Origin of the sequence: Pseudaminobacter salicylatoxidans, from assembly GCF_003148475.1 — a bacterium.
Taxonomy (GTDB): Bacteria; Pseudomonadota; Alphaproteobacteria; order Rhizobiales; family Rhizobiaceae; genus Pseudaminobacter; species Pseudaminobacter salicylatoxidans.
In genome coordinates this window covers 167254-188825 of sequence record NZ_QGGG01000002.1, presented here as the reverse complement: position 1 = coordinate 188825, position 21572 = coordinate 167254, and the positions used below count along the sequence as shown (strand labels likewise).

The 21572-nt window shown below is 61.4% G+C and carries 20 protein-coding genes; 16 read left to right on the top strand and 4 right to left on the bottom strand.

Annotated features, from left to right (window positions below; all coding sequences use genetic code 11):
* Positions 1 to 11: 11 nt before the first annotated feature.
* The 3 genes from C7441_RS03520 to C7441_RS03510 are packed head-to-tail and all read left to right on the top strand — an operon-like array spanning position 12 to position 1743.
* Positions 12 to 296 (top strand): GlsB/YeaQ/YmgE family stress response membrane protein, encoded by a 285-nt coding sequence (locus C7441_RS03520; RefSeq protein WP_019173453.1) that lies wholly within the window; start codon positions 12 to 14, stop codon positions 294 to 296.
* Between the two features lie 8 nt (positions 297 to 304).
* A complete protein-coding gene (gene lipA / locus C7441_RS03515; RefSeq protein WP_109611729.1) occupies positions 305 to 1282 on the top strand; it encodes a lipoyl synthase in 978 nt (325 codons plus the stop codon).
* Positions 1282 to 1743, top strand: a complete 462-nt coding sequence (locus C7441_RS03510; protein WP_109611728.1) for a type II toxin-antitoxin system RatA family toxin — start codon at positions 1282 to 1284, stop codon at positions 1741 to 1743. Before lipA ends, C7441_RS03510 begins: the two co-directional genes overlap by 1 nt.
* On the opposite strand, the gene C7441_RS03505 is transcribed toward C7441_RS03510, so the two are convergent.
* On the bottom strand, positions 1731 to 2228 hold the full coding sequence (locus tag C7441_RS03505) for a CinA family protein (RefSeq protein WP_109611727.1): 498 nt from the start codon (positions 2226 to 2228) through the stop codon (positions 1731 to 1733). The two genes, C7441_RS03510 and C7441_RS03505, sit on opposite strands and share 13 nt — an antisense overlap.
* On the bottom strand, positions 2225 to 3448 hold the full coding sequence (locus C7441_RS03500) for a bifunctional 2-C-methyl-D-erythritol 4-phosphate cytidylyltransferase/2-C-methyl-D-erythritol 2,4-cyclodiphosphate synthase (RefSeq protein ID WP_109611726.1): 1224 nt from the start codon (positions 3446 to 3448) through the stop codon (positions 2225 to 2227). The genes C7441_RS03505 and C7441_RS03500 overlap by 4 nt, the downstream gene beginning before the upstream one ends.
* A gap of 138 nt (positions 3449 to 3586) precedes the next feature.
* On the opposite strand from C7441_RS03500, the gene dusB reads away from it, so the two are divergent.
* The 8 genes from dusB to hflX all read left to right on the top strand — a co-directional run bounded on the left by dusB (position 3587) and on the right by hflX (position 14280).
* Positions 3587 to 4597, top strand: coding sequence for a tRNA dihydrouridine synthase DusB (gene dusB, locus C7441_RS03495; protein WP_109611725.1), 1011 nt, complete (start codon positions 3587 to 3589; stop codon positions 4595 to 4597).
* Positions 4594 to 5736, top strand: a complete 1143-nt coding sequence (locus C7441_RS03490) for a two-component system sensor histidine kinase NtrB (protein ID WP_170125000.1) — start codon at positions 4594 to 4596, stop codon at positions 5734 to 5736. Before dusB ends, C7441_RS03490 begins: the two co-directional genes overlap by 4 nt.
* Positions 5733 to 7190: a nitrogen regulation protein NR(I) gene (gene ntrC / locus C7441_RS03485; RefSeq protein ID WP_109611724.1), complete on the top strand. Its 1458-nt coding sequence runs from the start codon at positions 5733 to 5735 to the stop codon at positions 7188 to 7190. Before C7441_RS03490 ends, ntrC begins: the two co-directional genes overlap by 4 nt.
* Positions 7191 to 7307: 117 nt before the next feature.
* Positions 7308 to 9596: a sensor histidine kinase NtrY-like gene (locus C7441_RS03480; protein ID WP_109611723.1), complete on the top strand. Its 2289-nt coding sequence runs from the start codon at positions 7308 to 7310 to the stop codon at positions 9594 to 9596.
* Positions 9586 to 10947: a nitrogen assimilation response regulator NtrX gene (gene ntrX / locus C7441_RS03475; RefSeq protein WP_019173461.1), complete on the top strand. Its 1362-nt coding sequence runs from the start codon at positions 9586 to 9588 to the stop codon at positions 10945 to 10947. The genes C7441_RS03480 and ntrX overlap by 11 nt, the downstream gene beginning before the upstream one ends.
* A gap of 35 nt (positions 10948 to 10982) precedes the next feature.
* Positions 10983 to 12359: a Trk system potassium transporter TrkA gene (gene trkA / locus C7441_RS03470; protein WP_019173462.1), complete on the top strand. Its 1377-nt coding sequence runs from the start codon at positions 10983 to 10985 to the stop codon at positions 12357 to 12359.
* 277 nt (positions 12360 to 12636) lie between these two features.
* Positions 12637 to 12885: an RNA chaperone Hfq gene (gene hfq, locus C7441_RS03465; protein WP_019173463.1), complete on the top strand. Its 249-nt coding sequence runs from the start codon at positions 12637 to 12639 to the stop codon at positions 12883 to 12885.
* Positions 12886 to 14280 carry a GTPase HflX gene (hflX, locus tag C7441_RS03460; RefSeq protein WP_109611722.1) on the top strand — a complete coding sequence of 465 codons (1395 nt, stop codon included), beginning with the start codon at positions 12886 to 12888 and terminating at the stop codon, positions 14278 to 14280.
* Position 14281: 1 nt separating this feature from the next.
* On the opposite strand, the gene mazG is transcribed toward hflX, so the two are convergent.
* Together mazG and C7441_RS03450 are read right to left on the bottom strand one after the other, a co-directional pair.
* Entirely contained in the window at positions 14282 to 15106 is an 825-nt protein-coding gene (mazG, locus tag C7441_RS03455) for a nucleoside triphosphate pyrophosphohydrolase (protein WP_109611721.1), read from the bottom strand.
* 103 nt (positions 15107 to 15209) lie between these two features.
* Positions 15210 to 16259 (bottom strand): LacI family transcriptional regulator, encoded by a 1050-nt coding sequence (locus tag C7441_RS03450; RefSeq protein WP_109611910.1) that lies wholly within the window; start codon positions 16257 to 16259, stop codon positions 15210 to 15212.
* A gap of 240 nt (positions 16260 to 16499) precedes the next feature.
* Between C7441_RS03450 and C7441_RS03445 the strand changes: the two genes are divergently transcribed.
* From C7441_RS03445 to C7441_RS03425, 5 genes are all read left to right on the top strand, one after another.
* Entirely contained in the window at positions 16500 to 17753 is a 1254-nt protein-coding gene (locus C7441_RS03445) for an ABC transporter substrate-binding protein (RefSeq protein WP_109611720.1), read from the top strand.
* A gap of 130 nt (positions 17754 to 17883) precedes the next feature.
* Complete coding sequence (locus C7441_RS03440) at positions 17884 to 18762, top strand: carbohydrate ABC transporter permease (RefSeq protein ID WP_109611719.1); 879 nt, start codon at positions 17884 to 17886, stop codon at positions 18760 to 18762.
* Positions 18762 to 19643 carry a carbohydrate ABC transporter permease gene (locus tag C7441_RS03435; protein WP_109611718.1) on the top strand — a complete coding sequence of 294 codons (882 nt, stop codon included), beginning with the start codon at positions 18762 to 18764 and terminating at the stop codon, positions 19641 to 19643. Before C7441_RS03440 ends, C7441_RS03435 begins: the two co-directional genes overlap by 1 nt.
* Positions 19644 to 19703: 60 nt before the next feature.
* Complete coding sequence (locus tag C7441_RS03430; protein ID WP_109611717.1) at positions 19704 to 20819, top strand: ABC transporter ATP-binding protein; 1116 nt, start codon at positions 19704 to 19706, stop codon at positions 20817 to 20819.
* 29 nt (positions 20820 to 20848) lie between these two features.
* On the top strand, positions 20849 to 21538 hold the full coding sequence (locus C7441_RS03425; RefSeq protein WP_109611716.1) for a D-lyxose/D-mannose family sugar isomerase: 690 nt from the start codon (positions 20849 to 20851) through the stop codon (positions 21536 to 21538).
* The last annotated feature ends 34 nt before the right edge of the window (positions 21539 to 21572 follow it).

Genomic DNA, 21572 nt, shown 5'->3' with positions numbered 1-21572 from the left:
CGGAGGCGACGATGGATCAAGGCTACGGAATCATGAGCATGCCGGGTGTCGGCTTTTTCGGCATGCTGGTCATCGGTTTTCTGGCGGGCTATGTCGCCGAAAAGACGATGAACCGTGATCACGGTTTTCTGACCAACATTCTTGTCGGCATCGCGGGATCCTTTGTCGGCGGCACGTTGGCGGGCTTGCTTGATCTCCGTTTTCACGGTTTCTTCGGCAACCTTCTGGTCGCCATTGCAGGCGCAATCATCATTCTCTGGATATTCGGGCGTGCACAATCGGCACGGTCGCGCTAGGAACGGACATGGTTACTGTAGTCGATCTCGTTTCCAATGCACCTCGCGTGCGGCATCCTGAAAAGGCGCATCGCCCGGATCAGGAGGTGCTGCGCAAGCCCGACTGGATTCGCGTCAAGGCGCCGGTTTCCAAGGGCTATGCCGAAACGCGCGAGATCGTGCGCTCGCACAATCTGGTGACCGTGTGCGAAGAGGCCGGCTGTCCCAACATCGGCGAGTGCTGGGAAAAGAAACACGCCACCTTCATGATCATGGGTGAGATCTGCACGCGCGCCTGTGCCTTCTGCAACGTGGCGACCGGCCGACCGCTGCCGCTTGATGTGAGCGAGCCGGAAAGCGTGGCCAAGGCGGTGGCCAGGATGGGGCTCACCCATGTCGTCATCACCTCGGTGGACCGCGACGATCTGGACGACGGCGGCGCGCAGCATTTCGCCAACACGATCCGGGCCATCCGTGCGCTGAACCCGGCCACCACAATCGAAATCCTGACGCCTGACTTCCTGCGCAAGGACGGAGCGCTGGAGATCGTGGTCGCGGCAAGACCCGACGTCTTCAATCACAATCTCGAAACCGTGCCGTCGAACTATCTCACGGTGCGGCCGGGCGCGCGTTACTTCCATTCCATCCGCCTGCTGCAGCGGGTGAAGGAACTCGATCCGTCGATCTTCACGAAGTCGGGCATCATGGTTGGTCTCGGCGAGGAGCGGAACGAGGTTCTGCAACTTATGGACGACCTGCGCAGCGCCGACGTCGATTTCATGACCATCGGCCAATATCTGCAGCCGACCAGGAAGCACCATGCCGTGAAGAAGTTCGTCACGCCGGAGGAATTCAAGTCCTACGAGACGGTCGGCATGACCAAGGGCTTCCTGCTTGTTGCATCCAGCCCGCTGACGCGCTCGTCGCACCACGCCGGCGATGACTTCGCCAAGCTCAGGGCCGCGCGCGAGGAGCAGCTTCGAAAGTCGGGCAAAGCTTCCGCCTGATGCCGAAATTCGAGACCATACGCCGGGTCGCCCATGCCCCGGAACAGATGTTTGCGCTTGTCGCAAATGTCGAGGACTATCCGCAATTCCTGCCCTTGTGCGAAGCGCTTACAGTTCGTTCGCGCAAGGAACGCGATGGTCGCACCGTGCTCGTGGCCGACATGACGGTCGGCTACAAGGCCATCCGCGAGACCTTCACCAGCCAGGTGCATCTGAAGCCGGACGAGACCACGATTGACGTGAAATATCTCGACGGGCCGTTCAAATATCTGACGAATATCTGGCGCTTCGACGCGCGCGACGACGGTGCCACCGACATCCATTTCTTCATCGAGTACGAATTCAAGAGCCGCGTACTCGGCGCGTTGATGGGGGCGATGTTCGACCGCGCCTTCCGCATGTTCGTGGAAGCCTTCGAAAAACGCGCGGTTCAGGTTTATGGGCCGGCTCAGACCGTCTGAGAGATTGCGGCGAGCCCGATTTTCAGTGCATGCCGCACGGTTTCGCGGCGAATGAAGTGCCGCCCATTGTTGGGAAAAACCCATTTTTCCGCGACGGCCGGCTGGCCGCGCAGGGCCAGCCCGAACCAGACAAGTCCGATAGGCTTTTCGCTGGTCCCGCCTTCCGGTCCGGCAATTCCGGTAACTGCGAGCGCAATGCTGGCGCGGGAATTGGCGATTGCGCCCGAGGCCATTTCCAGCGCGGTTTCACGAGAGACCGCGCCGTGGGCGGCAAGTGTCGCCTCTGACACGCCGAGCATCTCCATCTTGGCTTCGTTGGAATAGGTGATGAAGCCACGATCGACAGCCGAGGACGAACCGGGAATATCGGTCAGGGCGGCGATGATCATGCCCCCGGTGCAGGATTCGGCCGTGGCAGCCATGATGCCGTGACGCGTGCACGCCTCGAGGAAATCAATAGCCAGTTCACGCAGGCCGTCGCTCATTCAGGCAACTCTCCCGGATAGACCACGCTTGCGGTGACGATTGCCGCAATGCCTTCCTCGCGCCCGACAAAGCCGAGCCGCTCGTTTGTCGTAGCCTTGACCGAGACGCGGCCGGCGTCAATGCCAAGCATGTCCGACAATTCGGCCGTCATCGCCTCGCGGTGCGGGCCGATGCGCGGCGCTTCGCAGATCAGGGTGACGTCCGCATTGGCAATGCGGCCGCCTTTCGAGCGCACCAGCTTCACCGCATATTCCACGAATATGCGCGAGGCGGCCCCCTTCCATTGCGGATCGGAGGGTGGGAAATGCGTGCCGATGTCGCCGGCTCCGCAGGTTGCAAGCAGCGCATCGGTCAGCGCATGCAGGCATACATCGGCGTCCGAATGGCCGGAAAGCTTCTTCGTGTGGGGAATGGCAACGCCGCACAGGGTCACATGATCGCCCGCCTCGAAGCTATGCACGTCATAGCCATTGCCGGTGCGCACATCTGGAAATGCGTTGATAGACGGTGACAGGCGCTGGTCGGCCATGGCTATATCCCTTGCCCAGGTAAGTTTCACATTGTCCGGCGAGCCCGCCACGATCCGCACCGGCATCTCGGCCCATTCGGCAATCGCCGCATCGTCGGTAAAGTCGCCGTGTCCCTGCCGGTGTGCTGCCTGGTGGGCGGCGAGGATCGGCGCATAGGGAAAGCCCTGTGGCGTTTGTGCCGCGTGCAAGCCGGCGCGCGGCACGGTTGCCGAGATCGTGCCATCCGTCGCCTCACGCTTCAGCGTGTCGGAAACGGGCAAGGCGGGCAGGGCGCCGTGATTTTCATCGATCGATGCAATAACCCTGTCGATCAGTTCCGCATCGGCAAAGGGGCGGACTCCATCATGGATCAGCACGGCGCCGGGGTTTTCTTCCTGCAGGGCAAGCAGTCCCAAACGGGTCGACTCCTGGCGCGTGGCACCGCCATGCACCACCGTGACACGCTCGACAAGCGAGCCAAGCGCTTGTTTCAGCAGTGCATCGTCGTCGGCATGGATAACCACCGCGACGGTTCCGATATCCCGATGCCGCAAGAAGGTCTCGACCGTGTGGGCAAGAACCGCGCGCCCGGCAACCTTCCGGTATTGCTTGGGTCCGTCAACCTGGCCTGCGCGCTCGCCGCGCCCGGCCGCCACGATCACCGCCGCCGCAGGCAGTTTTCCCGATGATTCAGATCTGCTCTTTTCCATGCGCAGAGGCTTAGTCGCAACCTTCGCCAAAGGCGAGAGTTTTCCCTTGCGCAAGCCTGTCATGCCGCTTTCGCATTGCACAATAAATCAAATTTGGCTACTGAATAAGCAGCCAGTGAAATTGCTTGGAATTCGTGCATGCCAGAATCCACGGCTCACGCAAAACCGCTTGAGATCGGCGGCGTGACAATCCGCAACCGGGTCTTTCTGGCTCCGATGTCGGGTATCACGGACGATGCCTTCCGCAAGCGCGCCTATGATCACGGTGCCGGGCTGGTGGTTTCCGAGATGGTGGCGAGCGGCGAACTGGCCAAGGGCCATTCGGAGTCCGGACGTCGCATTCGCCATTCGGGCCTGCCTGTCCACGTGGTGCAACTGGCGGGACGGGAAGCCTTCCACATGGCGGAGGCCGCACGCATCGCGGCTGACGAGGGCGCCGATATCATCGATATCAATATGGGCTGTCCCGCCAAGAAGGTGACGGGCGGCTATTCCGGCTCGGCGCTGATGCGCAATCTCGACCATGCGGTTTCCTTGATCGAAGCCGTCATCAGCGCGGTAGATGTTCCTGTTACAGTGAAGATGCGGCTGGGCTGGGACGACGATTGCCTCAACGCGCCCGAACTGGCGCGCCGCGCCGAGGCGGTCGGCGTGAAGATGGTGACCGTGCATGGCCGCACGCGCTGCCAGTTCTATCAGGGCAAGGCCGACTGGCGCGCGATAGCCCGCGTCAAGGCGGCGGTCTCCATTCCGGTCGTCGCCAATGGCGACGTGAGCAGCCTCGCGGATGCAACGGAAATCCTTGAGCAATCCGGTGCGGATGCCGTGATGGTGGGCCGCGCAAGCTATGGTGCGCCTTGGATCGCCGGAGCTATCGCCACCGGTGTCGCTGCCACCATCCCGAACACATCCACGGAACTGGCTGACTATGTGACTGCCCATTACGAGGACATGCTGTCGCTCTACGGCGTCGAAAGCGGGCTCAGGCAGGCGCGCAAGCATCTGGGCTGGTATCTCGATCGCCATGCGGCCGGGACATCTCCTGAACTGCGCAAGACGGTGATGACCTCGCTCGATCCGGCGGCGGTGATCCGAGGCTTGCGGGAGGCTTTTGCGGCGTCCGGCATCGAGGCGAGGGAAGCCGCATGAGCATGAATAATGCCTCGACGCTCGCCGCGCCAGATGCCGCGCAGATCGTGTTGAACACGATCCGGCGGCCAGTTGTCATGGTCGGGCCTGACGACCGCATCACCTATGCCAATGCCGACGCGGAGGACTTTTTCCGCTCCAGCGCCGCAACGCTGGCGCGCACGACGCTGGAGCGTTTCGTGCCCTTCGGCAGCCCTATCCTGTCGCTGATCGAGCAGGTTCGCGAACGGCTTGCGCCGGTGAATGAATACCGCGTCGACATTTCATCGCCGCGGCTTGGGTTGGAGAAGGTCGTCGACATCTATGTCGCGCCGGTTCCGGAGCTACCTGGTTCCGTCGTGGTGATGTTCCAGGAGCGCTCCATGGCCGACAAGATCGACCGGCAGATGACGCATCGCGGCGCGGCGCGTTCGGTGACCGGGCTTGCCGCCATGCTGGCGCATGAGATCAAGAACCCGCTTTCCGGCATCCGCGGCGCGGCCCAGCTTCTGGAAACCGCCGTCTCGGACGAGGATCGCGCGCTGACCCGCCTTATCACCGACGAAACGGACCGCATCGTCTCGCTCGTGGATCGCATGGAAGTCTTTTCGGACGAACGGCCGATCGAGCGTTATCCGGTCAACATCCATGTCGTTCTCGATCACGTGAAGGCCATCGCGAAGAACGGGTTTGCAAGCAGGATCAACATATTGGAGGATTACGATCCATCACTTCCTCCGGTCTTCGCCAACCGCGACCAACTCATACAGGTCTTCCTCAACCTGGTGAAGAATGCCGCCGAGGCGATCGGTTCACGCGCGGATGGCGAGATCACGCTGGCGACCGCGTTCAGTCCGGGCATGCGCGTTTCCGTTCCGGGCTCGCAGGATCGCGTGTCGCTGCCGCTGGAGTTTTGCGTCCATGACAACGGCTCGGGCGTGTCCGAGGACATTCTGCCGATCCTCTTTGATCCGTTCATCACCACCAAGACCAATGGTTCGGGCCTTGGCCTTGCGCTGGTGGCCAAGATCGTTGGCGAGCACGGCGGTGTGATCGAATGCGATTCCTCTCCGCGCGGAACCACGTTCCGCGTCCTGATGCCCGCCTGGAAAGACACGGCGTTGGTTGCCGAAGGGCAGAGCGAAGGAAGCAAGGCATGACCGTTCGCGGCAATATTCTGGTGGCAGATGACGACGCGGCGATCCGCACCGTGCTCAATCAGGCGCTCTCGCGCTCGGGACACGAGGTGCGCGTCACCTCCAATGCCGCGACGCTGTGGCGCTGGGTGGCGGCGGGCGAGGGCGATCTGGTGATCACCGACGTGGTGATGCCGGACGAGAACGCCTTCGACATGCTGCCGCGCATCAAGAAGGCCCGGCCGGAGCTGCCGGTCATCGTCATGAGTGCGCAAAACACCTTCATGACCGCCATCCGCGCCTCCGAGACCGGCGCCTACGAATATCTGCCGAAACCCTTCGACCTCACCGAACTGCTCAATATCGTCAATCGGGCGTTGTCGGAACCGAAGCGGCCGAACCTCGATGCGCGTCATGACGATCAGCCCGAGGCGATGCCGTTGATCGGGCGCTCGGCCGCCATGCAGGACATCTACCGGATGTTGGCGCGCATGATGCAGACCGACCTGACGGTGATGATCTCGGGCGAGTCGGGCACGGGCAAGGAACTGGTCGCACGCGCGCTGCATGAATATGGCCGCCGCCGCAACGGTCCGTTCGTGGCGATCAACATGGCGGCCATTCCGCGCGATCTGATCGAATCCGAACTTTTCGGCCATGAGAAGGGCGCTTTCACAGGGGCGCAGAGCCGTTCCAGCGGTCGCTTCGAGCAGGCCGAGGGCGGAACCCTGTTCCTCGACGAGATCGGCGATATGCCCATGGAAGCGCAGACCCGCCTGCTGCGCGTTCTCCAGCAGGGCGAGTACACGACGGTTGGCGGCCGAACGCCGATCAAGACGGATGTGCGCATCGTCGCCGCCACGAACAAGGATCTGCGCGCGGCCATCGGGCAAGGCCTGTTCCGTGAGGATTTGTTCTATCGCCTGAACGTGGTGCCGCTTCGGCTGCCGCCGTTGCGCGAGCGCGCGGAGGACGTGCCCGATCTCGTCCGCCATTTCTTCAAGCAGGGCGAGGCGGAGGGCTTGCAGACCAAGCGCATATCCACCGGCGGTCTCGAACTCATGAAGCGATATCCGTGGCCTGGCAATGTGCGCGAGCTTGAAAATCTGGTGAGGCGCCTGGCAGCGCTCTATCCGCAGGATGAGATTTCGACCGAGATCATAGAATCCGAGTTGCACACCAGCCGGGAACCCGCGCCTGAAAATGGCGCTCTTGTTCCGGATAATCTTTCGATCGGTCAAGCGGTCGAGATTTACCTGCAGCGCTATTTCGCGTCATTTGCGGGCGATTTGCCGCCACCGGGCCTCTACCAGCGCATTCTCGAGGAAGTGGAATTCCCGCTGGTTCTTGCATCCATGACTGCGACGCGCGGCAATCAGATCAAGGCGGCGGAGTTGCTGGGGCTCAACCGCAATACGCTGCGCAAGAAAATCCGCGAGCTTGGCGTGAACGTCTACAGAGGTTCCAGGCAGAACTGAACGATTCACGGACCGCGGCTATCCACCGCAAAGATTTTCCCCGTCGCCACTTTTGTTGCATAATCGCCACAATGCGTTGCATAGGTTCAACACATTCGTGGTCCAGTGCAGGGTTGAATGGCGAATCAGACGAGCAATTCCAGGCGGGCGATCTTTCCGGCGTATTCACGCGCCGAGGGCCGGCGGCTGCTTGCCTTGCCGGGCATCATCGCCGTTGTGGGCGCGTTGCTCACGGCTGGCATCTCCTTCGCTGTTCTCGTCGGCGCGACGCCGCTTACGCCCAATGAAACCACGACGCTGATCATCATCGGCTTCAACGCCGCCTTCATCCTGTTCCTCATCGCGCTCATCGTGCGCGAGGGACATCGCATCCTGACTGCGCGAAGGATCGGCAAGGCAGCGTCGCGGCTGCATGTGCGCATCGTCACCATGTTCGCGCTGGTTGCCGCGATCCCCGCGATCGCGGTTGCCGTCATCGCCTCGATCACGCTGAATGTGGGGCTGGATCGCTGGTTCGAGATCAGGACCAAGACCATCGTCAACTACTCGCTGTCGATCGCCGACGCTTATGTGCAGGAAAACGCGCGCAACCTTCAGGGCACGACGCTGTCCATGGCCTATGACCTGGATAATGCCCGCAGCCTCTATCACCTCGACAGAACCGGTTTTCGCAGTTTCATGAGCCAGCAGGCGGTCGGACGCGCACTGGCCCATGCCGCGCTCATCAATGCGGACGGCTCTTTCGTCATGACCGCGCAGACTCCGTCGGATTTCGCCATGCCCGAACCGCCTGCCGGGGCCGCGGCGGATGCTGCCGGGGGAAAGGTGGTGTTGATAGAGCCGCGCACGCGCAACATTGTGGGCGCCATCGTCAAGCTGCGTGAACTCGATGGGCTCTATCTCTACACCATGCGCCTCGTCGATCCCGAGGTCATCAAGGCGCGCGAGATCGTGCGCGCGAATGCCGACGAATATCGCGGACTGGAAGCCAACCGCCGCACCTCGCAGGTGGCGATCGCGCTACCATATCTTTCGCTGACCCTGATCGTTATCCTTTCGGCGATCTGGACGGGCATCGCCGTGGCGGATCGTCTCGTGCGGCCGATCCGGCAACTGATCGGTGCCGCCGACGAGGTCGCGACCGGCAATCTCGAAGTGTCGGTCCCGGTCAGGCAATCGGATGGCGACGTCGCCTCGCTGGGCGACACGTTCAACAAGATGTTGCTGCAATTGAAGTCGCAACGCGACGAGATACTTACGGCCAAGGACCTTGTGGACGAGCGGCGGCGCTTCTCCGAAGCGGTGCTAGAGGGCGTCACCGCCGGCGTCATCGGCGTCGATCCGTTCGGCACCATCACGATCGTCAACCGTTCCGCCGAGAGCATGCTGGCGATTTCGGCCGATTCAGTCGGCCAGAATCTTTCAACGCTGCTGCCGCATGTCGGCCGCGTCTTCGAAATCGCACGCAGTTCGAAACGGCGCGTTCATCGCGAGCAGGTGACTTTTTATCGTACCGGTGCGGAGCGCACCTTCAATGTGCAGGTCACGGTCGAGGGAGGCGATGGCGAAACCGACGAAAAATCCTACGTCGTGACCATCGACGACATCACCGATCTGATGCAGGCACAGCGGTCCTCGGCCTGGGCGGACGTGGCCCGGCGCATCGCGCATGAGATCAAGAACCCGCTTACCCCGATCCAGCTTTCGGCCGAGCGTATCCGCCGGCGTTACGGCAAGGTCATCACTGAGGACCGCGAGGTCTTTGACCAGTGCACGGATACGATTATCCGGCAGGTCGAGGATATCGGCCGCATGGTCGATGAATTCTCGGCATTCGCCCGCATGCCCAAACCGGAAATGAAGAGCATCGATCTGCGCGAACCGTTGCGCGAAGCTTCGTTCCTGGTAGAGGTCAGCAGGCACGATATCGCCTTCGAGCGGGATTTCGGTAACGAACCGCTCAAGGGTACATTCGACAACCGCCTCCTGTCACAGGCTTTCGGCAACATCATCAAGAACGCCTCCGAGGCGATCGATGCCGCCGAGCGCGAGAACGGCGAGGCGGGAGCCATCCGGATCACGGCGCGCCGGGAAGGCGCGATGATCCGGGTCGACGTGATGGACAATGGCAAGGGCCTGCCGCGCGAGAACAGGCAGCGGCTGCTCGAGCCTTACATGACCACACGTGAAAAAGGCACCGGGCTTGGCCTCGCGATCGTCAAAAAGATCGTGGAAGACCATGGCGGCCGCCTGGAACTTCATGATGCACCGCCCGGTTTCCATGGGGGACGGGGGGCCATGATCAGCATTTTGCTTCCTGCCGCAGCCGAGGCTCCCGCCTCGCCGCAAGAGCGCGAAAGCATTGAAAGCGAACAGAAAACGGTAAAGGTCGGTAATGGCGTCTGACATTCTCATCGTCGATGACGAAGAAGATATCCGAGAGCTCGTCGCCGGTATTCTGAGTGACGAAGGACATGAAACCCGCACGGCCCACGATGCCGACAGCGCGCTGGCGGCCATCGCGGATCGGGTTCCCAGGCTGGTGTTCCTGGACATCTGGCTGCAGGGGTCGCGGCTCGATGGCCTTGCCCTGCTCGACGAGATCAAGACCATCCACCCCGGCTTGCCGGTGGTGATGATTTCCGGTCACGGCAACATCGAAACGGCGGTTTCGGCAATCCGGCGCGGGGCCTATGACTTCATCGAAAAGCCGTTCAAGGCGGATCGCCTGATCCTGGTTGCCGAGCGCGCGCTGGAAACTTCCAAGCTCAAGCGGGAGGTTTCGGAGCTGAAGATGCGCAGCGGCGAAACCTTCGACCTGATCGGCATGTCTTCGGCCATGACGCATTTGCGCCAGACCGTGGAACGTGTGGCGCCGACCAACAGCCGCATCATGATTACAGGCCCGTCGGGCTCCGGAAAGGAGCAGGTTGCGCGCGCCATCCATGCGCTTTCCGCCCGCAAAAGCGGGCCATTCGTCTCGGTGAACGCGGCCTCCATCACGCCCGAACGCATGGAGATCGAGCTGTTCGGCACGGAGTCCAATGGTGGAGAGCGCAAGGTCGGCGCGTTGGAGGAGGCCCATCGCGGCATCCTTTATCTCGACGAGGTCGCCGACATGCCGCGCGAGACGCAAAGCAAGATCCTGCGCGTTCTGGTCGATCAGCAGTTCGAACGGGTAGGGGGCACCAAGCGCGTCAAGGTGGACGTGCGCATCATCTCCTCCACCGCGCAGAATCTGGAAGCGATGATCGCCGAGGGTCGATTCCGTGAGGACCTGTATCACCGTCTCGCGGTCGTGCCCGTGCCGGTGCCCGGATTGGCGGAGCGGCGCGAAGACATCCCCTATCTGGTCGATGGCTTCATGAAGCAGGTTGGACGGCAGGCAGGCATCAAGCCGCGACGCATCGCCGACGACGCGATGGCGGTGTTGCAGGCGCATAACTGGCCGGGCAATGTGCGCCAGCTTCGCAACAATATCGAGCGCCTGATGATCCTTGCGCATGGCGATGGCGTCGACACGCCGATCACGGCCGATATGCTGCCTTCCGAGATCGGGGATGTGATGCCGCGCACGCCCAGCCAGTCGGATCAGCACATCATGGCGCTGCCGCTGCGTGAGGCGCGGGAGATGTTCGAGAAGGAATATCTCATTGCGCAGATCAACCGATTTGGCGGCAACATCTCGCGCACGGCGGAATTCATTGGTATGGAGCGGTCGGCATTGCACCGGAAACTGAAGTCCCTCGGAGTTTGAGATTGTTGCACGCGTATAAGCGGTCGGTAGTGTAGATGCGCGTTATCATCTGTGGTGCGGGGCAGGTGGGGTTCGGCATTGCCGAACGTCTCGCCGCTGAAAAGAACGACGTTTCCATCATCGACACGTCGGCCGAGTTGATTCAGGGCGTGCGTGATACGCTGGATGTGCGCGGCTTTGTCGGCCACGGATCGCATCCCGAGGTGCTGGAGGCGGCCGGCGCGCAGAATGCCGACATGATCATCGCGGTCACGCTTCACGACGAGGTCAATATCGTCGCCTGCGAGGTCGCGCACGCGCTGTTCGACGTGCCGATGAAGATCGCGCGCATTCGAGCCCAGTCTTATCTGCAGCCGCATTATCAGGACCTGTTCGCACGCGAGCATCTTCCCATCGATGTCATCATCTCCCCGGAGTTGGAGGTGGGCGAAATGGTGCTGCGACGCATCGCCCTGCCGGGCGCCAGCGATGTGGTGCGCTTCGCGGAAGACAAGATCGCGATGGTCGCCATCGAATGCCTCGAGGACTGTCCGGTCGTCCATACGCCACTCGCCCAGCTTTCGGAGCTGTTTCCCGACCTGCCGTCGACTGTGGTAGGCATTACGCGCGGCGATACGCTTTTCATTCCGCATTCCGGTGATCAGCTCGAACCTGGCGACGTGGCCTATGTCGTAACGACGCGTGAACAGGTGCAGCGCACGCTCGGACTGTTCGGCCACGAAGAAGAACAGGCGACTCGCATCGTGATTGCCGGTGGCGGCAATGTCGGCCTCTATGTGGCAAAGACGATCGAGCAGCGCCAGAGCCGGACAAAGGCCAAGATCATCGAAACCGTGCGCGAACGGGCCGTCGCCGTTGCGGACCAGTTGCGGCGCACCGTCGTTCTGCATGGCAGCGCACTGGACCAGAAACTGCTCGCCCAGGCGGACATCCAGGACGCCGACCTGATGGTTGCGCTCACCAACAACGATCAGGTCAACATCCTGTCCAGCGTCATGGCCAAGCGGCTGGGCTGCAAGGCCAATCTGGCGCTGATCAACAATCCGACCTATCAGGATCTCACCAAATCGCTCGACATCGATGCCTATGTGAATCCGGGATCGGTCACCATCTCGCGCGTGCTGCAGCATGTGCGCCGGGGGCGCATCCGTGCCGTCCATAGCGTTCAGCGCGGCGCTGCCGAAATCATCGAGGCGGAAGCGCTGGAAACCTCGCCGCTCGTCGGTGCGCCGCTGCGCGATCTGGACCTGCCCGATGGCATGCGCATCGGCGCGATCTATCGCGAAGGGCAGGTGATCCAGCCGAACGGCGCATCAAGAATCAAACCCAAGGATCGGGTGGTCATATTTGCGTTGGCCGATGCCGTGCGCCATGTCGAACAGATGTTTCGTGTCAGCCTGGAGTTCTTTTGATTGGTCCAACCCGGCTGGCAAAGCTGAAATTGTCGTATTTTCAGCACGCTATGTTCTGTTTCTGGCCTCGCATGCTCATGCTTTTGTCGCAGCCGGACTTTTTGGCGTTGCGGAAAAAACCCTGTCCTGATAACCGCATGGATGGAAACTGCTAGTAAACAACTCGTTCTGCTTGTCGTGCGGCGGCAAGACAGTGGATTTGTGCGGTTGACATGCGCTAGCAAATTTGGCGCAGTTGCCAAGCAGAGCCAACGAGGGTCGGTGAAAGATAAGAAAAATGGCGGAACGTACGCAAAATCTTCAGGATCTCTTCCTGAATTCGGTTCGTAAAAGCAAGAACCCACTGACGATCTTTCTGATCAACGGCGTCAAACTGACTGGCGTTGTTACTTCATTTGACAATTTCTGTGTGTTGCTGCGTCGCGACGGCCATTCCCAGCTTGTCTACAAGCACGCCATCTCCACGATCATGCCGAGCCAGCCGGTTCAGATGTTCGATGGCGAGGAAAACAACCAGGGCGCCTGATTGGCTCAGGACAGGAACGCGGGCAAGAACGGCGGACGTTCATCGCGGCAAGCCGGTGAAGATCGTCGGCCCGACGAGGAGCCGACGACTGCGGTTGTCGTGGTGCCGGTGCTTACACGCCAGCCGCGCGGCGAGGACGATTCGAATAGACCGCGCCTGACGCGGTCGTCCGAAGCGCGCCTGGAAGAGGCGGTAGGGCTGACGCGGGCGATCGATCTCGATCCCGTCAGCACCTCGATCGTCGTGGTCAACGATCCGCGTCCGGCGACGTTGCTGGGGAGCGGCAAGGTTGACGAACTCGCCGAAACCGTCAAGGATATGCATGCGGAACTGGTCATAGTCGACCATCCGCTGACACCCGTCCAGCAGCGCAACCTGGAAAAGGCAACCAACGCCAAGGTGTTGGATCGTACCGGGCTGATCCTTGAAATCTTTGGCCGAAGGGCGCGTACCAAGGAAGGTACGCTGCAGGTCGATCTGGCGCATCTGAACTACCAGAAGGGCCGGCTGGTGCGAAGCTGGACCCACCTGGAGCGCCAGCGCGGCGGTGCGGGTTTCCTCGGTGGTCCCGGTGAAACCCAGATCGAGGCGGACCGGCGCGCGCTTCAGGAAAAGATCGTCAAGCTGAAGCGCGAACTGGAGACGGTACGCCGCACCCGCGACCTGCATCGCGCAAAGCGGCGCAAGGTGCCGTTCCCCGTCGTCGCAATCGTTGGCTATACCAATGCCGGCAAGTCAACGCTTTTCAACCGGCTGACCGGGGCAGGGGTGCTGGCTGAAAACATGCTGTTTGCGACGCTCGACCCGACGCTCCGCCGGGTGCGCCTGCCACACGGCACGCCGATCATCCTGTCCGATACCGTGGGCTTCATTTCCGACCTGCCCACGCATCTCATCGCCGCTTTCCGCGCCACGCTGGAAGAGGTGGTGGAGGCGGATCTGATCATCCATCTGCGTGACATTTCGGACCCTGATACGGCCGCGCAGGCGGAAGACGTGGAGCGTATCCTGACGGACCTTGGCGTCGATCCTTCCGATGACAAGCGGATCGTGGAGGTCTGGAACAAGATCGATCGCCTCGACGAAGCCAGCCGCGAACGTTTGCTGGACGAGAGCGCGGGTGAAAAGTCCGCCCCGATTGCGGTTTCCGCCGTCACCGGAGAGGGCATTGAGGTCTTGACCGCGCTGGTCGAGGAACGCCTTTCCGGCGAACTCAGGTCGATCACCGTGAAGCTGACGCCCGACCAGTTCGGTCAGATCGACTGGCTCTATCGCAATGGCGACGTGACGAGCCGGTCGGACAATGAGGACGGCAGCGTCACCCTTTCAATAACCGCGACGGCCGCCACATGCGACGAGATCGCCACAAGGCTGCGCCGCAAGAGCGGCGACTGAGCTATTCGGCCTTCTTGGCCTGCTGCCAGAGTTCTTCCATTTGATCGAGGCTCGCTTCCTCAAGGCTGCGTCCGCTTTCCCTGAGCGCGCGTTCGACGTGGTGGAAGCGACTGCGGAACTTTTCGTTCGTGCCGGTCAAGGCGGCTTCCGAGTCGAGATCAAGGTGCCGGCCAAAATTGACCAGCGCAAACAGTACGTCGCCGAACTCGTCTTGGACTGCCGCGCGCTCGCCCTTGCTCATCGCTTCGCGCAATTCGCCGATTTCTTCTTCGATCTTGTCCAGGATCGGGCCGGCGTCCTTCCAGTCGAAGCCGACGCGCGCCGCCTTTTCCTGCAGTTTCAGGGCGCGGGTGAGAGCAGGGAATGCGATCGGGACGCCGTCGAGGAAACCGCTGCCGTGGTCCTCCGGATCGAGCCCGCGTGCCAGTCGGGCGCTGCGCTTCTCCGATTTTTCCTCGGCCTTGATCGCCTCCCACATGCCCTTGGCCATGCCGGCGCCACGCGCCTGCTCGTCGCCGAATACATGCGGATGTCGGCGGATCATCTTGGTGGTTACGGCCTCCACCACGTCACCGAAGTCGAACTCGCCGATCTCTTTGGCCATCTGCGCGTGATAGACGACCTGCAATAGAAGGTCGCCCAGTTCCTGGCGCAGATCGTCGAAATCGCCGCGCAAGATCGCATCGGCAACCTCATAGGCTTCCTCGATCGTATAAGGCACGATCGAATCGAAATTCTGCTCTATGTCCCACGGGCAGCCGCTGGCGGGATCGCGCAGCGCGGCCATGATCTGGATGAGGCGCGAAATGTCTTTGGAAGGTTGCATGAACTGAGGCTAACCCGAAGATGCTGTAAGAAACACTGACGGCTTGCGAGGTTTTGGTGTCGTCCACAATCCGCCGACCATTCGCGCCGTTAAAGCCCATGCATCAGTCGGGCGCAACGAAATTGAGTTGCGGTGCCTGCAGCATGTGCAGGTCCGCAGGATCTCGTCCGCCAATCGCTGCGAGAAGCATGCGCCCCATGTTCAGGCCAGCGTCGGCGATATCCTCATAGATCGTATCGACCTGCGGACGAACCAGATTGAAAAGCCCTGAGGTCTGCTTTGCGACGATGCCGATATCCACGCCCGGCCTTAGCCCGCGGTCGCTGATCGCTGCCATGATCGCGAGTGCGGAAACCTCGCCGCCGCAGACATAACCGTCAGGCGCGCTCGGCTCTCCCATGCGCGCGAAGACGCTTGCTTGAATTTGGGTCGCGGGGCTGTCGAGGTCCACGTCCTCGATGATCTCGAACGCGACGCCGCTTTCGCGCACCGCGCTCATGAAGCCGTATTGAACGTGCTGGAAAAAAGTGAAACGTCGGGGCGGCAGGATGATTGCCAATCGCTTCGCTCCCCTGGCGATCAACCTTTTCGTCGCTTGATAGGCGAAGGTGAAATTGTCGAAATCGACATAGGCATGGGGTGTGCCAAGTTCCGTTCGCCCATGGCAGATGAACGGAAAATCATGCTCGATGAGCAGTTTCACCCGCTCGTCGAACGGTTCGGTTCGCGAGAACACGATGCCGTCAGCCATCTTGTTGCGCATGATGTGACGCACAGGGTCGAGGCTCGGGACATTGGCAAAATGCGGTGTGATAACAAGATGATATGACGTATCTCGCAACGCCTCCGTCAATCCGCGGATCAGCGAGGTGCTGAAGCCCAATATCTCCTCATGCGGGTCCAGCACGAGCGTGACCACATTCGTTCGTCCGGTCCTCAGTCTCTGCGCGGCGCGGTCGGGCAGGTAGCCGATTTCTTCGGCTACCTGTCGCACCTTGCGTCGGGTCTCCAGCGCGATCTGCGGCGCTCCGCCCAAGGCGCGCGAAACCGTGGTTACAGCCAGCCCGGTGATCTCGGCTATGGTGCGCAGCGTCGGCTTGGCCGCGGTTTCGTCGCCGGTCTCGCGCCTGCCATTTCTGTCGTTTCCGTCCACCAATTGCCTCATGCAGCTACAGCGCGGCCTGAATCCCGCGCATTTATAACGTTATAAATCTGGCCGTGTGAAGTTCAATAGCCGTCTCCACATTCGCTTCATTTCAGTTAAAGCGATGTCTTTCAACGGGTTGTGGCTGTTTGGGTTGGTCCGTCGGCAGATGGCTTGACACCTGCCTGATTTATATCGTTATAAATTGAAAGCTGGCGCAATCGCCGCCATGCAATCTGGGAGGATTTCATGTCACTGCGTACAATCACGAAGCTTGCCGCAAGCGTGGCGCTTATCGCCTTTGCATCCGGGGCAGCCCGGGCCGCCGATAATGTGGAGGTGTTGCACTGGTGGACGTCGGGCGGTGAGGCCGCAGCACTGGACGTGCTGAAAAAGGATCTTGAATCGAAGGGCGTCACCTGGTCCGACATGCCGGTGGCCGGTGGTGGCGGCGAGCAGGCCATGACGGCGTTGCGCGCCCGCGTCACCGCCGGTAATCCACCTACCGCGGTGCAGGCGCTGGGCTTCGACATCACCGACTGGGCCAAGCAGGGCGTCGTCGGCGATCTCGGCGAAGTCGCCAATGCGGAAGGCTGGGACAAGGTGATCCCGACCGCGCTGCAGAATTTCTCGAAATTCGATGGCAAGTGGATCGCGGCACCTGTGAACGTCCACTCCACCAACTGGGTGTGGATCAACAAGAAGGCGATGGACGCGGCCGGCGGCAAGGAACCCCAGAACTGGGATGAATTCGTCGCCATGCTCGACAAGATGAAGGCAAACGGCATCACGCCGCTCGCCCATGGCGGCCAGCCCTGGCAGGACGCGACCCTGTTCGACGCCGTGGTGCTGTCGCTTGGCACGGATTTCTACAAGGAATCCATGATCGATCTCGATCCGGCGGCGCTCAGCGGCGACAAGATGAAGGAAGCTTTCAGCCGCATGGAGAAGCTGCGCTCCTACGTCGACGACAACTTCTCCGGCCGCGACTGGAACCTCGCTTCGGCCATGGTCATCGAAGGTAAGGCCGGCGCGCAGATGATGGGCGACTGGGCCAAGGGCGAGTTCCTCAAGGCCGGCCAGAAGCCGGGCACGGACTTCGTCTGCATCCGCTTCCCCGGCACGCAGGGCGCCGTCACCTTCAACTCCGACCAGTTCATGATGTTCAAGGTCGGCGAGGACAAGCAGAAAGCGCAACTTCTGATGGCCTCGGCCATCGAGGACCCGAAGTTCCAGTCGGCCTTCAACGTGGTGAAGGGCTCGGTTCCGGCCCGCACGGACGTTCCGGACACCGATTTCGACGATTGCGGCAAGAAGGGCATCAAGGATCTCGCCGAAGCCAACGAGAAGGGCACGCTGTTCGGTTCCATGGCGCATGGCCATGCCGTGCCGGCATCCATCAAGAACGCGATGTATGACGTGATCACGCGCCACTTCAACGGCGACCTGTCGACCGACGAGGCACCGGCCGAACTCGCCGCCGCGGTTGCCGCCGCGCAGTGAGGCTAACCTGCCGGCGGTAGCAAAGGGCGCCGCCGGCAACCTTTCGGGCATCATGAGCGACCGTCCGGATGCTCCTGTTTTTCCAAGGCAATCCGGCGTCGCCGCGCCCACGGTTGCAGAGTGACGGACCATGCTTACACGCAACCAGTTGCAGTCGATCGTGCCGAAGCTCGTGCTCGCGCCGAGCTTCGCGATGATCCTGCTCTTCGTCTACGCCTTCATCCTCTATACCGGCTATCTGTCGGTGACGGATTCCAAGATGCTGCCGTCCTACGGACTGGTCGGCTTCGAGAACTATGTGAAGCTGTGGAAACTGCCGCACTGGTGGCGTGCGCTGACCAACCTCGCCATTTTCGGTATCCTCTACATAGTCATCTGTTCAGTGTTCGGGCTGCTTGTTGCCATCCTGCTCGACCAGAAGATCAGGGCGGAAGGTTTTCTGCGGCCGATCTATCTCTACCCGATGGCGCTGTCCTTCATCGTCACCGGCACGGCATGGAAATGGTTCCTCGATCCCGGAATAGGGCTTGAGAACACCATGCATCTGTGGGGCTGGGAGAGCTTTTCCTTCACCTGGATCAAGGATCGAAACCTGGCGATCTACACGGTGGTCATGGCCGCCGTCTGGCAGTCGTCGGGCTTTGTCATGGCGATGTTTCTGGCGGGCCTGCGCGGTGTGGACAACGAGATCATCAAGGCGGCGCAGATCGACGGCGCCTCGACCATGACCATCTATCGCCGCATCATCATCCCGCTGATGCGGCCGGTGTTCCTGTCGGCCTTCGTGGTGCTGGCGCATCTCGCCATCAAGTCTTACGACCTCGTGGTGGCGTTGACCGGCGGCGGGCCGGGGCAGGCGACCGAACTGCCCGCAACTTTCATGTATTCCTATACCTTCACCCGCAACCAGATGGGCATCGGCGCCTCCTCGGCAGTGATCATGCTCATCATGATCTTCTCAATCATCATCCCGTATCTCTATTCGGAACTGCGGGGAGGGCCGCGCTAATGAGCCTGCCGTCCTCCGACAATGCAACGCAGGTGAACCGGCTCGTACGCGGGCTGATCTATATCGTGCTGATCCTGTTTGCGATCTACTATCTGCTGCCGCTCTACGTGATGCTGGTGAACTCGGTGAAACCGCTTGCCGAAATCCGCGAGGGCAACATGCTCGCCCTGCCGAGGCAATTCACACTCGAGCCGTGGTTCACCGCCTGGTCGACCGCTCAGGTGGGCGTGCAGGCGACGGGCCTCAAACCCTACTTCGTCAACTCGATCCTGATGGCTGTGCCCGCCGTCGCGATTTCGACGCTGCTCGGCGCGTTGAATGGGTTTGTGCTGACCAAGTGGCGCTTTCGCGGAGACAACGTCGTCTTCGGCATGATGCTTCTGGCCTGCTTCATCCCGTTCCAGATCGCGCTCATCCCTGCCGCGCGCGTGCTGGGCATGCTGGGCCTTGCCGGCACCACGCGAGGGCTGATCCTGATCCACGTCGCCTATGGCCTCGGCTTCACCACGCTGTTCTTCCGCAACTACTATGCGGCGTTCCCGACCGAATTGGTGAAGGCCGCGCAAATCGATGGCGCCAGCTTCTTCCAGATATTCTGGCGCATCCTGCTGCCGTCCTCCGGCCCGATCATCGTTGTGACGGTGATCTGGCAGTTCACCAATATCTGGAACGACTTCCTGTTTGGCGTCTCGTTCGGCGACTTCAAGTCCCAGCCGATGACGGTGGCGCTGAACAACCTCGTTTCGTCGTCGAGCGGAGTGAAGGAATACAATGTCCATTTCGCTGGGGCGATCCTGGCGGCGCTGCCGACACTGGTGGTCTACATCGTGTCGGGTCGCTATTTCGTGCGCGGGCTCATGGCCGGCGCGGTGAAAGGCTAGGGCATCGGACCAAACCCGGTTTTCGGAAAAACCGATGCTGAGATTGAAGAGATAGATCGCATGTCGTTTCTGCAGATCCGCAACCTCGAAAAAGCCTTCGGCAATGTGAAGGTGTTGAAGGGCATAGACCTCGACGTGGAGGAGGGCGGTTTCCTTGTGCTCGTCGGACCGTCCGGATGCGGCAAATCCACGCTGCTCAATTCCATTGCCGGCCTGGAGACGATCACCGGCGGCTCGATCAGCATCGGGGGCAGGGTGATCGACGGGCTGCATCCCTCGCAGCGCGATATTGCGATGGTGTTCCAGTCCTATGCGCTCTATCCGAACATGACAGTGGCCGGAAATATCGGCTTCGGCATGGAAATCCGTGGCGTGCCGAAGCCCGAGCGCGCGCAGGCGATCGCGTCGGTCGCCGAGATGCTGCAGATCGGCCATCTGCTCGACCGCAAGCCGAGCCAGCTCTCCGGCGGCCAGCGGCAGCGCGTCGCCATTGGCCGGGCGCTGGTGCGCAAGCCGCAGGTCTTCCTGTTCGACGAGCCGCTGTCCAACCTCGATGCCAAGCTGCGCGTCGACATGCGCACAGAGATCAAGCGCCTGCACCAGCGCATGGGCACGACCATCGTCTATGTCACGCATGACCAGATCGAGGCGATGACCCTGGCCACCAAGATCGCGGTGCTGAAGGATGGCGTGCTGCAGCAATCCGGCACGCCTGCCGAAATCTACAACAACCCCGCCAATCTCTTCGTGGCCGACTTCATGGGCTCACCGGCCATGAACCTCATTCCGGTCAAGATTTCGCAGAATGGCTCGGGCGTGACGATCTCCACGCATCGGGAGGATCAGGAGCCGCTCGTTCTCGGTGTGCCGAATGCGCCTTCGGGCCTGTCCGCGCATGACGGCAAGGAAGTGATCTTCGGCATTCGGCCGGAGGCGCTGACGGATCGCGACGGAGCCGACCGCAACGCCAGGGACATCGTCGAAAGCGAATGTCTGATCGAAGTGGTTGAACCCGCGGGTTCCGACACTTTCGCTGTCACGCGCCTTGGCCAGAAGCATGTGACCGCCCGCCTGCGCGCCGACGCCAACGTCGCCGCCGGCAAGCGCGCAAAACTGGCCTTCAATCTCGACAAGGCCGTCTTTTTCGATCCGGCCAGCGGCCTGCGGATCGCCTGAGCCGCCAAGGAATCAATAAGGACCCTGCCATGAAGCGTTCCCGCGTCAACGAAATCATCCGTGAGGGAGACGCGTTCATCCGTTCCTTCGGCTATGTGATGCCGCCCTTCGCCTATTGGTCACCGGAGGAGCTAAAGAATCGGCAGCCGGCCGGCATTTTGGACGCACGGCTCGGCTGGGACATCACCGACTACGGCCTGGGCAAATATGACCAGCTTGGCCTGTTTCTCTTCACGGTGCGCAACGGCCGCGCCGAAGACCTCTCGCGCGGCGGCGGCATGCTCTATGCCGAAAAGATCATGATTTCCCGCAAGAACCAGCTTTCGCCGATGCATCGCCACGTCGTGAAGGCGGAGGACATCATCAATCGGGGCGGCGGCAAGCTGGTGCTGGAGTTGTTCATGCCTGACGAGGAGGGCGGGATCGACCACCATCGCGAGGTTGTCGTGCCGACCGACGGCGTCATCCGCAGGCTTCCCGCCGGCGGCTTGCTGAAGCTCGATCCCGGCGAGAGCGTGACGTTGATGCCGGGTGTCTGGCACGCGTTCTGGGGCGAGGGGGGCGACGTGCTGATCGGTGAGGTTTCGACCGTGAATGACGACCTGACCGACAACATCTTTGCCGAGCCGATCGGCCGTTTTTCGCAGATCGAGGAGGATGAAGCGCCGCTCCACCTCCTCGTCTCGGACTATGACCGCTTCATCCACGGCAAGGCCTGACCAGCGCAGCCGGACTTGCGTGGAGCAAGCCTGC

Excerpts from the sequence above, each read along its gene's own strand:
- C7441_RS03520 (WP_019173453.1), top strand. The coding sequence starts at position 12 with ATGGATCAAGGCTACGGAATCATGAGCATGCCGGGTGTCGGCTTTTTC.
- lipA (WP_109611729.1), top strand. The coding sequence starts at position 305 with ATGGTTACTGTAGTCGATCTCGTTTCCAATGCACCTCGCGTGCGGCAT.
- C7441_RS03510 (WP_109611728.1), top strand. The coding sequence starts at position 1,282 with ATGCCGAAATTCGAGACCATACGCCGGGTCGCCCATGCCCCGGAACAG.
- C7441_RS03505 (WP_109611727.1), bottom strand. The coding sequence starts at position 2,228 with ATGAGCGACGGCCTGCGTGAACTGGCTATTGATTTCCTCGAGGCGTGC.
- C7441_RS03500 (WP_109611726.1), bottom strand. The coding sequence starts at position 3,448 with ATGGAAAAGAGCAGATCTGAATCATCGGGAAAACTGCCTGCGGCGGCG.
- dusB (WP_109611725.1), top strand. The coding sequence starts at position 3,587 with ATGCCAGAATCCACGGCTCACGCAAAACCGCTTGAGATCGGCGGCGTG.
- C7441_RS03490 (WP_170125000.1), top strand. The coding sequence starts at position 4,594 with ATGAGCATGAATAATGCCTCGACGCTCGCCGCGCCAGATGCCGCGCAG.
- ntrC (WP_109611724.1), top strand. The coding sequence starts at position 5,733 with ATGACCGTTCGCGGCAATATTCTGGTGGCAGATGACGACGCGGCGATC.
- C7441_RS03480 (WP_109611723.1), top strand. The coding sequence starts at position 7,308 with ATGGCGAATCAGACGAGCAATTCCAGGCGGGCGATCTTTCCGGCGTAT.
- ntrX (WP_019173461.1), top strand. The coding sequence starts at position 9,586 with ATGGCGTCTGACATTCTCATCGTCGATGACGAAGAAGATATCCGAGAG.
- trkA (WP_019173462.1), top strand. The coding sequence starts at position 10,983 with ATGCGCGTTATCATCTGTGGTGCGGGGCAGGTGGGGTTCGGCATTGCC.
- hfq (WP_019173463.1), top strand. The coding sequence starts at position 12,637 with ATGGCGGAACGTACGCAAAATCTTCAGGATCTCTTCCTGAATTCGGTT.
- mazG (WP_109611721.1), bottom strand. The coding sequence starts at position 15,106 with ATGCAACCTTCCAAAGACATTTCGCGCCTCATCCAGATCATGGCCGCG.
- C7441_RS03445 (WP_109611720.1), top strand. The coding sequence starts at position 16,500 with ATGTCACTGCGTACAATCACGAAGCTTGCCGCAAGCGTGGCGCTTATC.
- C7441_RS03440 (WP_109611719.1), top strand. The coding sequence starts at position 17,884 with ATGCTTACACGCAACCAGTTGCAGTCGATCGTGCCGAAGCTCGTGCTC.
- C7441_RS03435 (WP_109611718.1), top strand. The coding sequence starts at position 18,762 with ATGAGCCTGCCGTCCTCCGACAATGCAACGCAGGTGAACCGGCTCGTA.
- C7441_RS03430 (WP_109611717.1), top strand. The coding sequence starts at position 19,704 with ATGTCGTTTCTGCAGATCCGCAACCTCGAAAAAGCCTTCGGCAATGTG.
- C7441_RS03425 (WP_109611716.1), top strand. The coding sequence starts at position 20,849 with ATGAAGCGTTCCCGCGTCAACGAAATCATCCGTGAGGGAGACGCGTTC.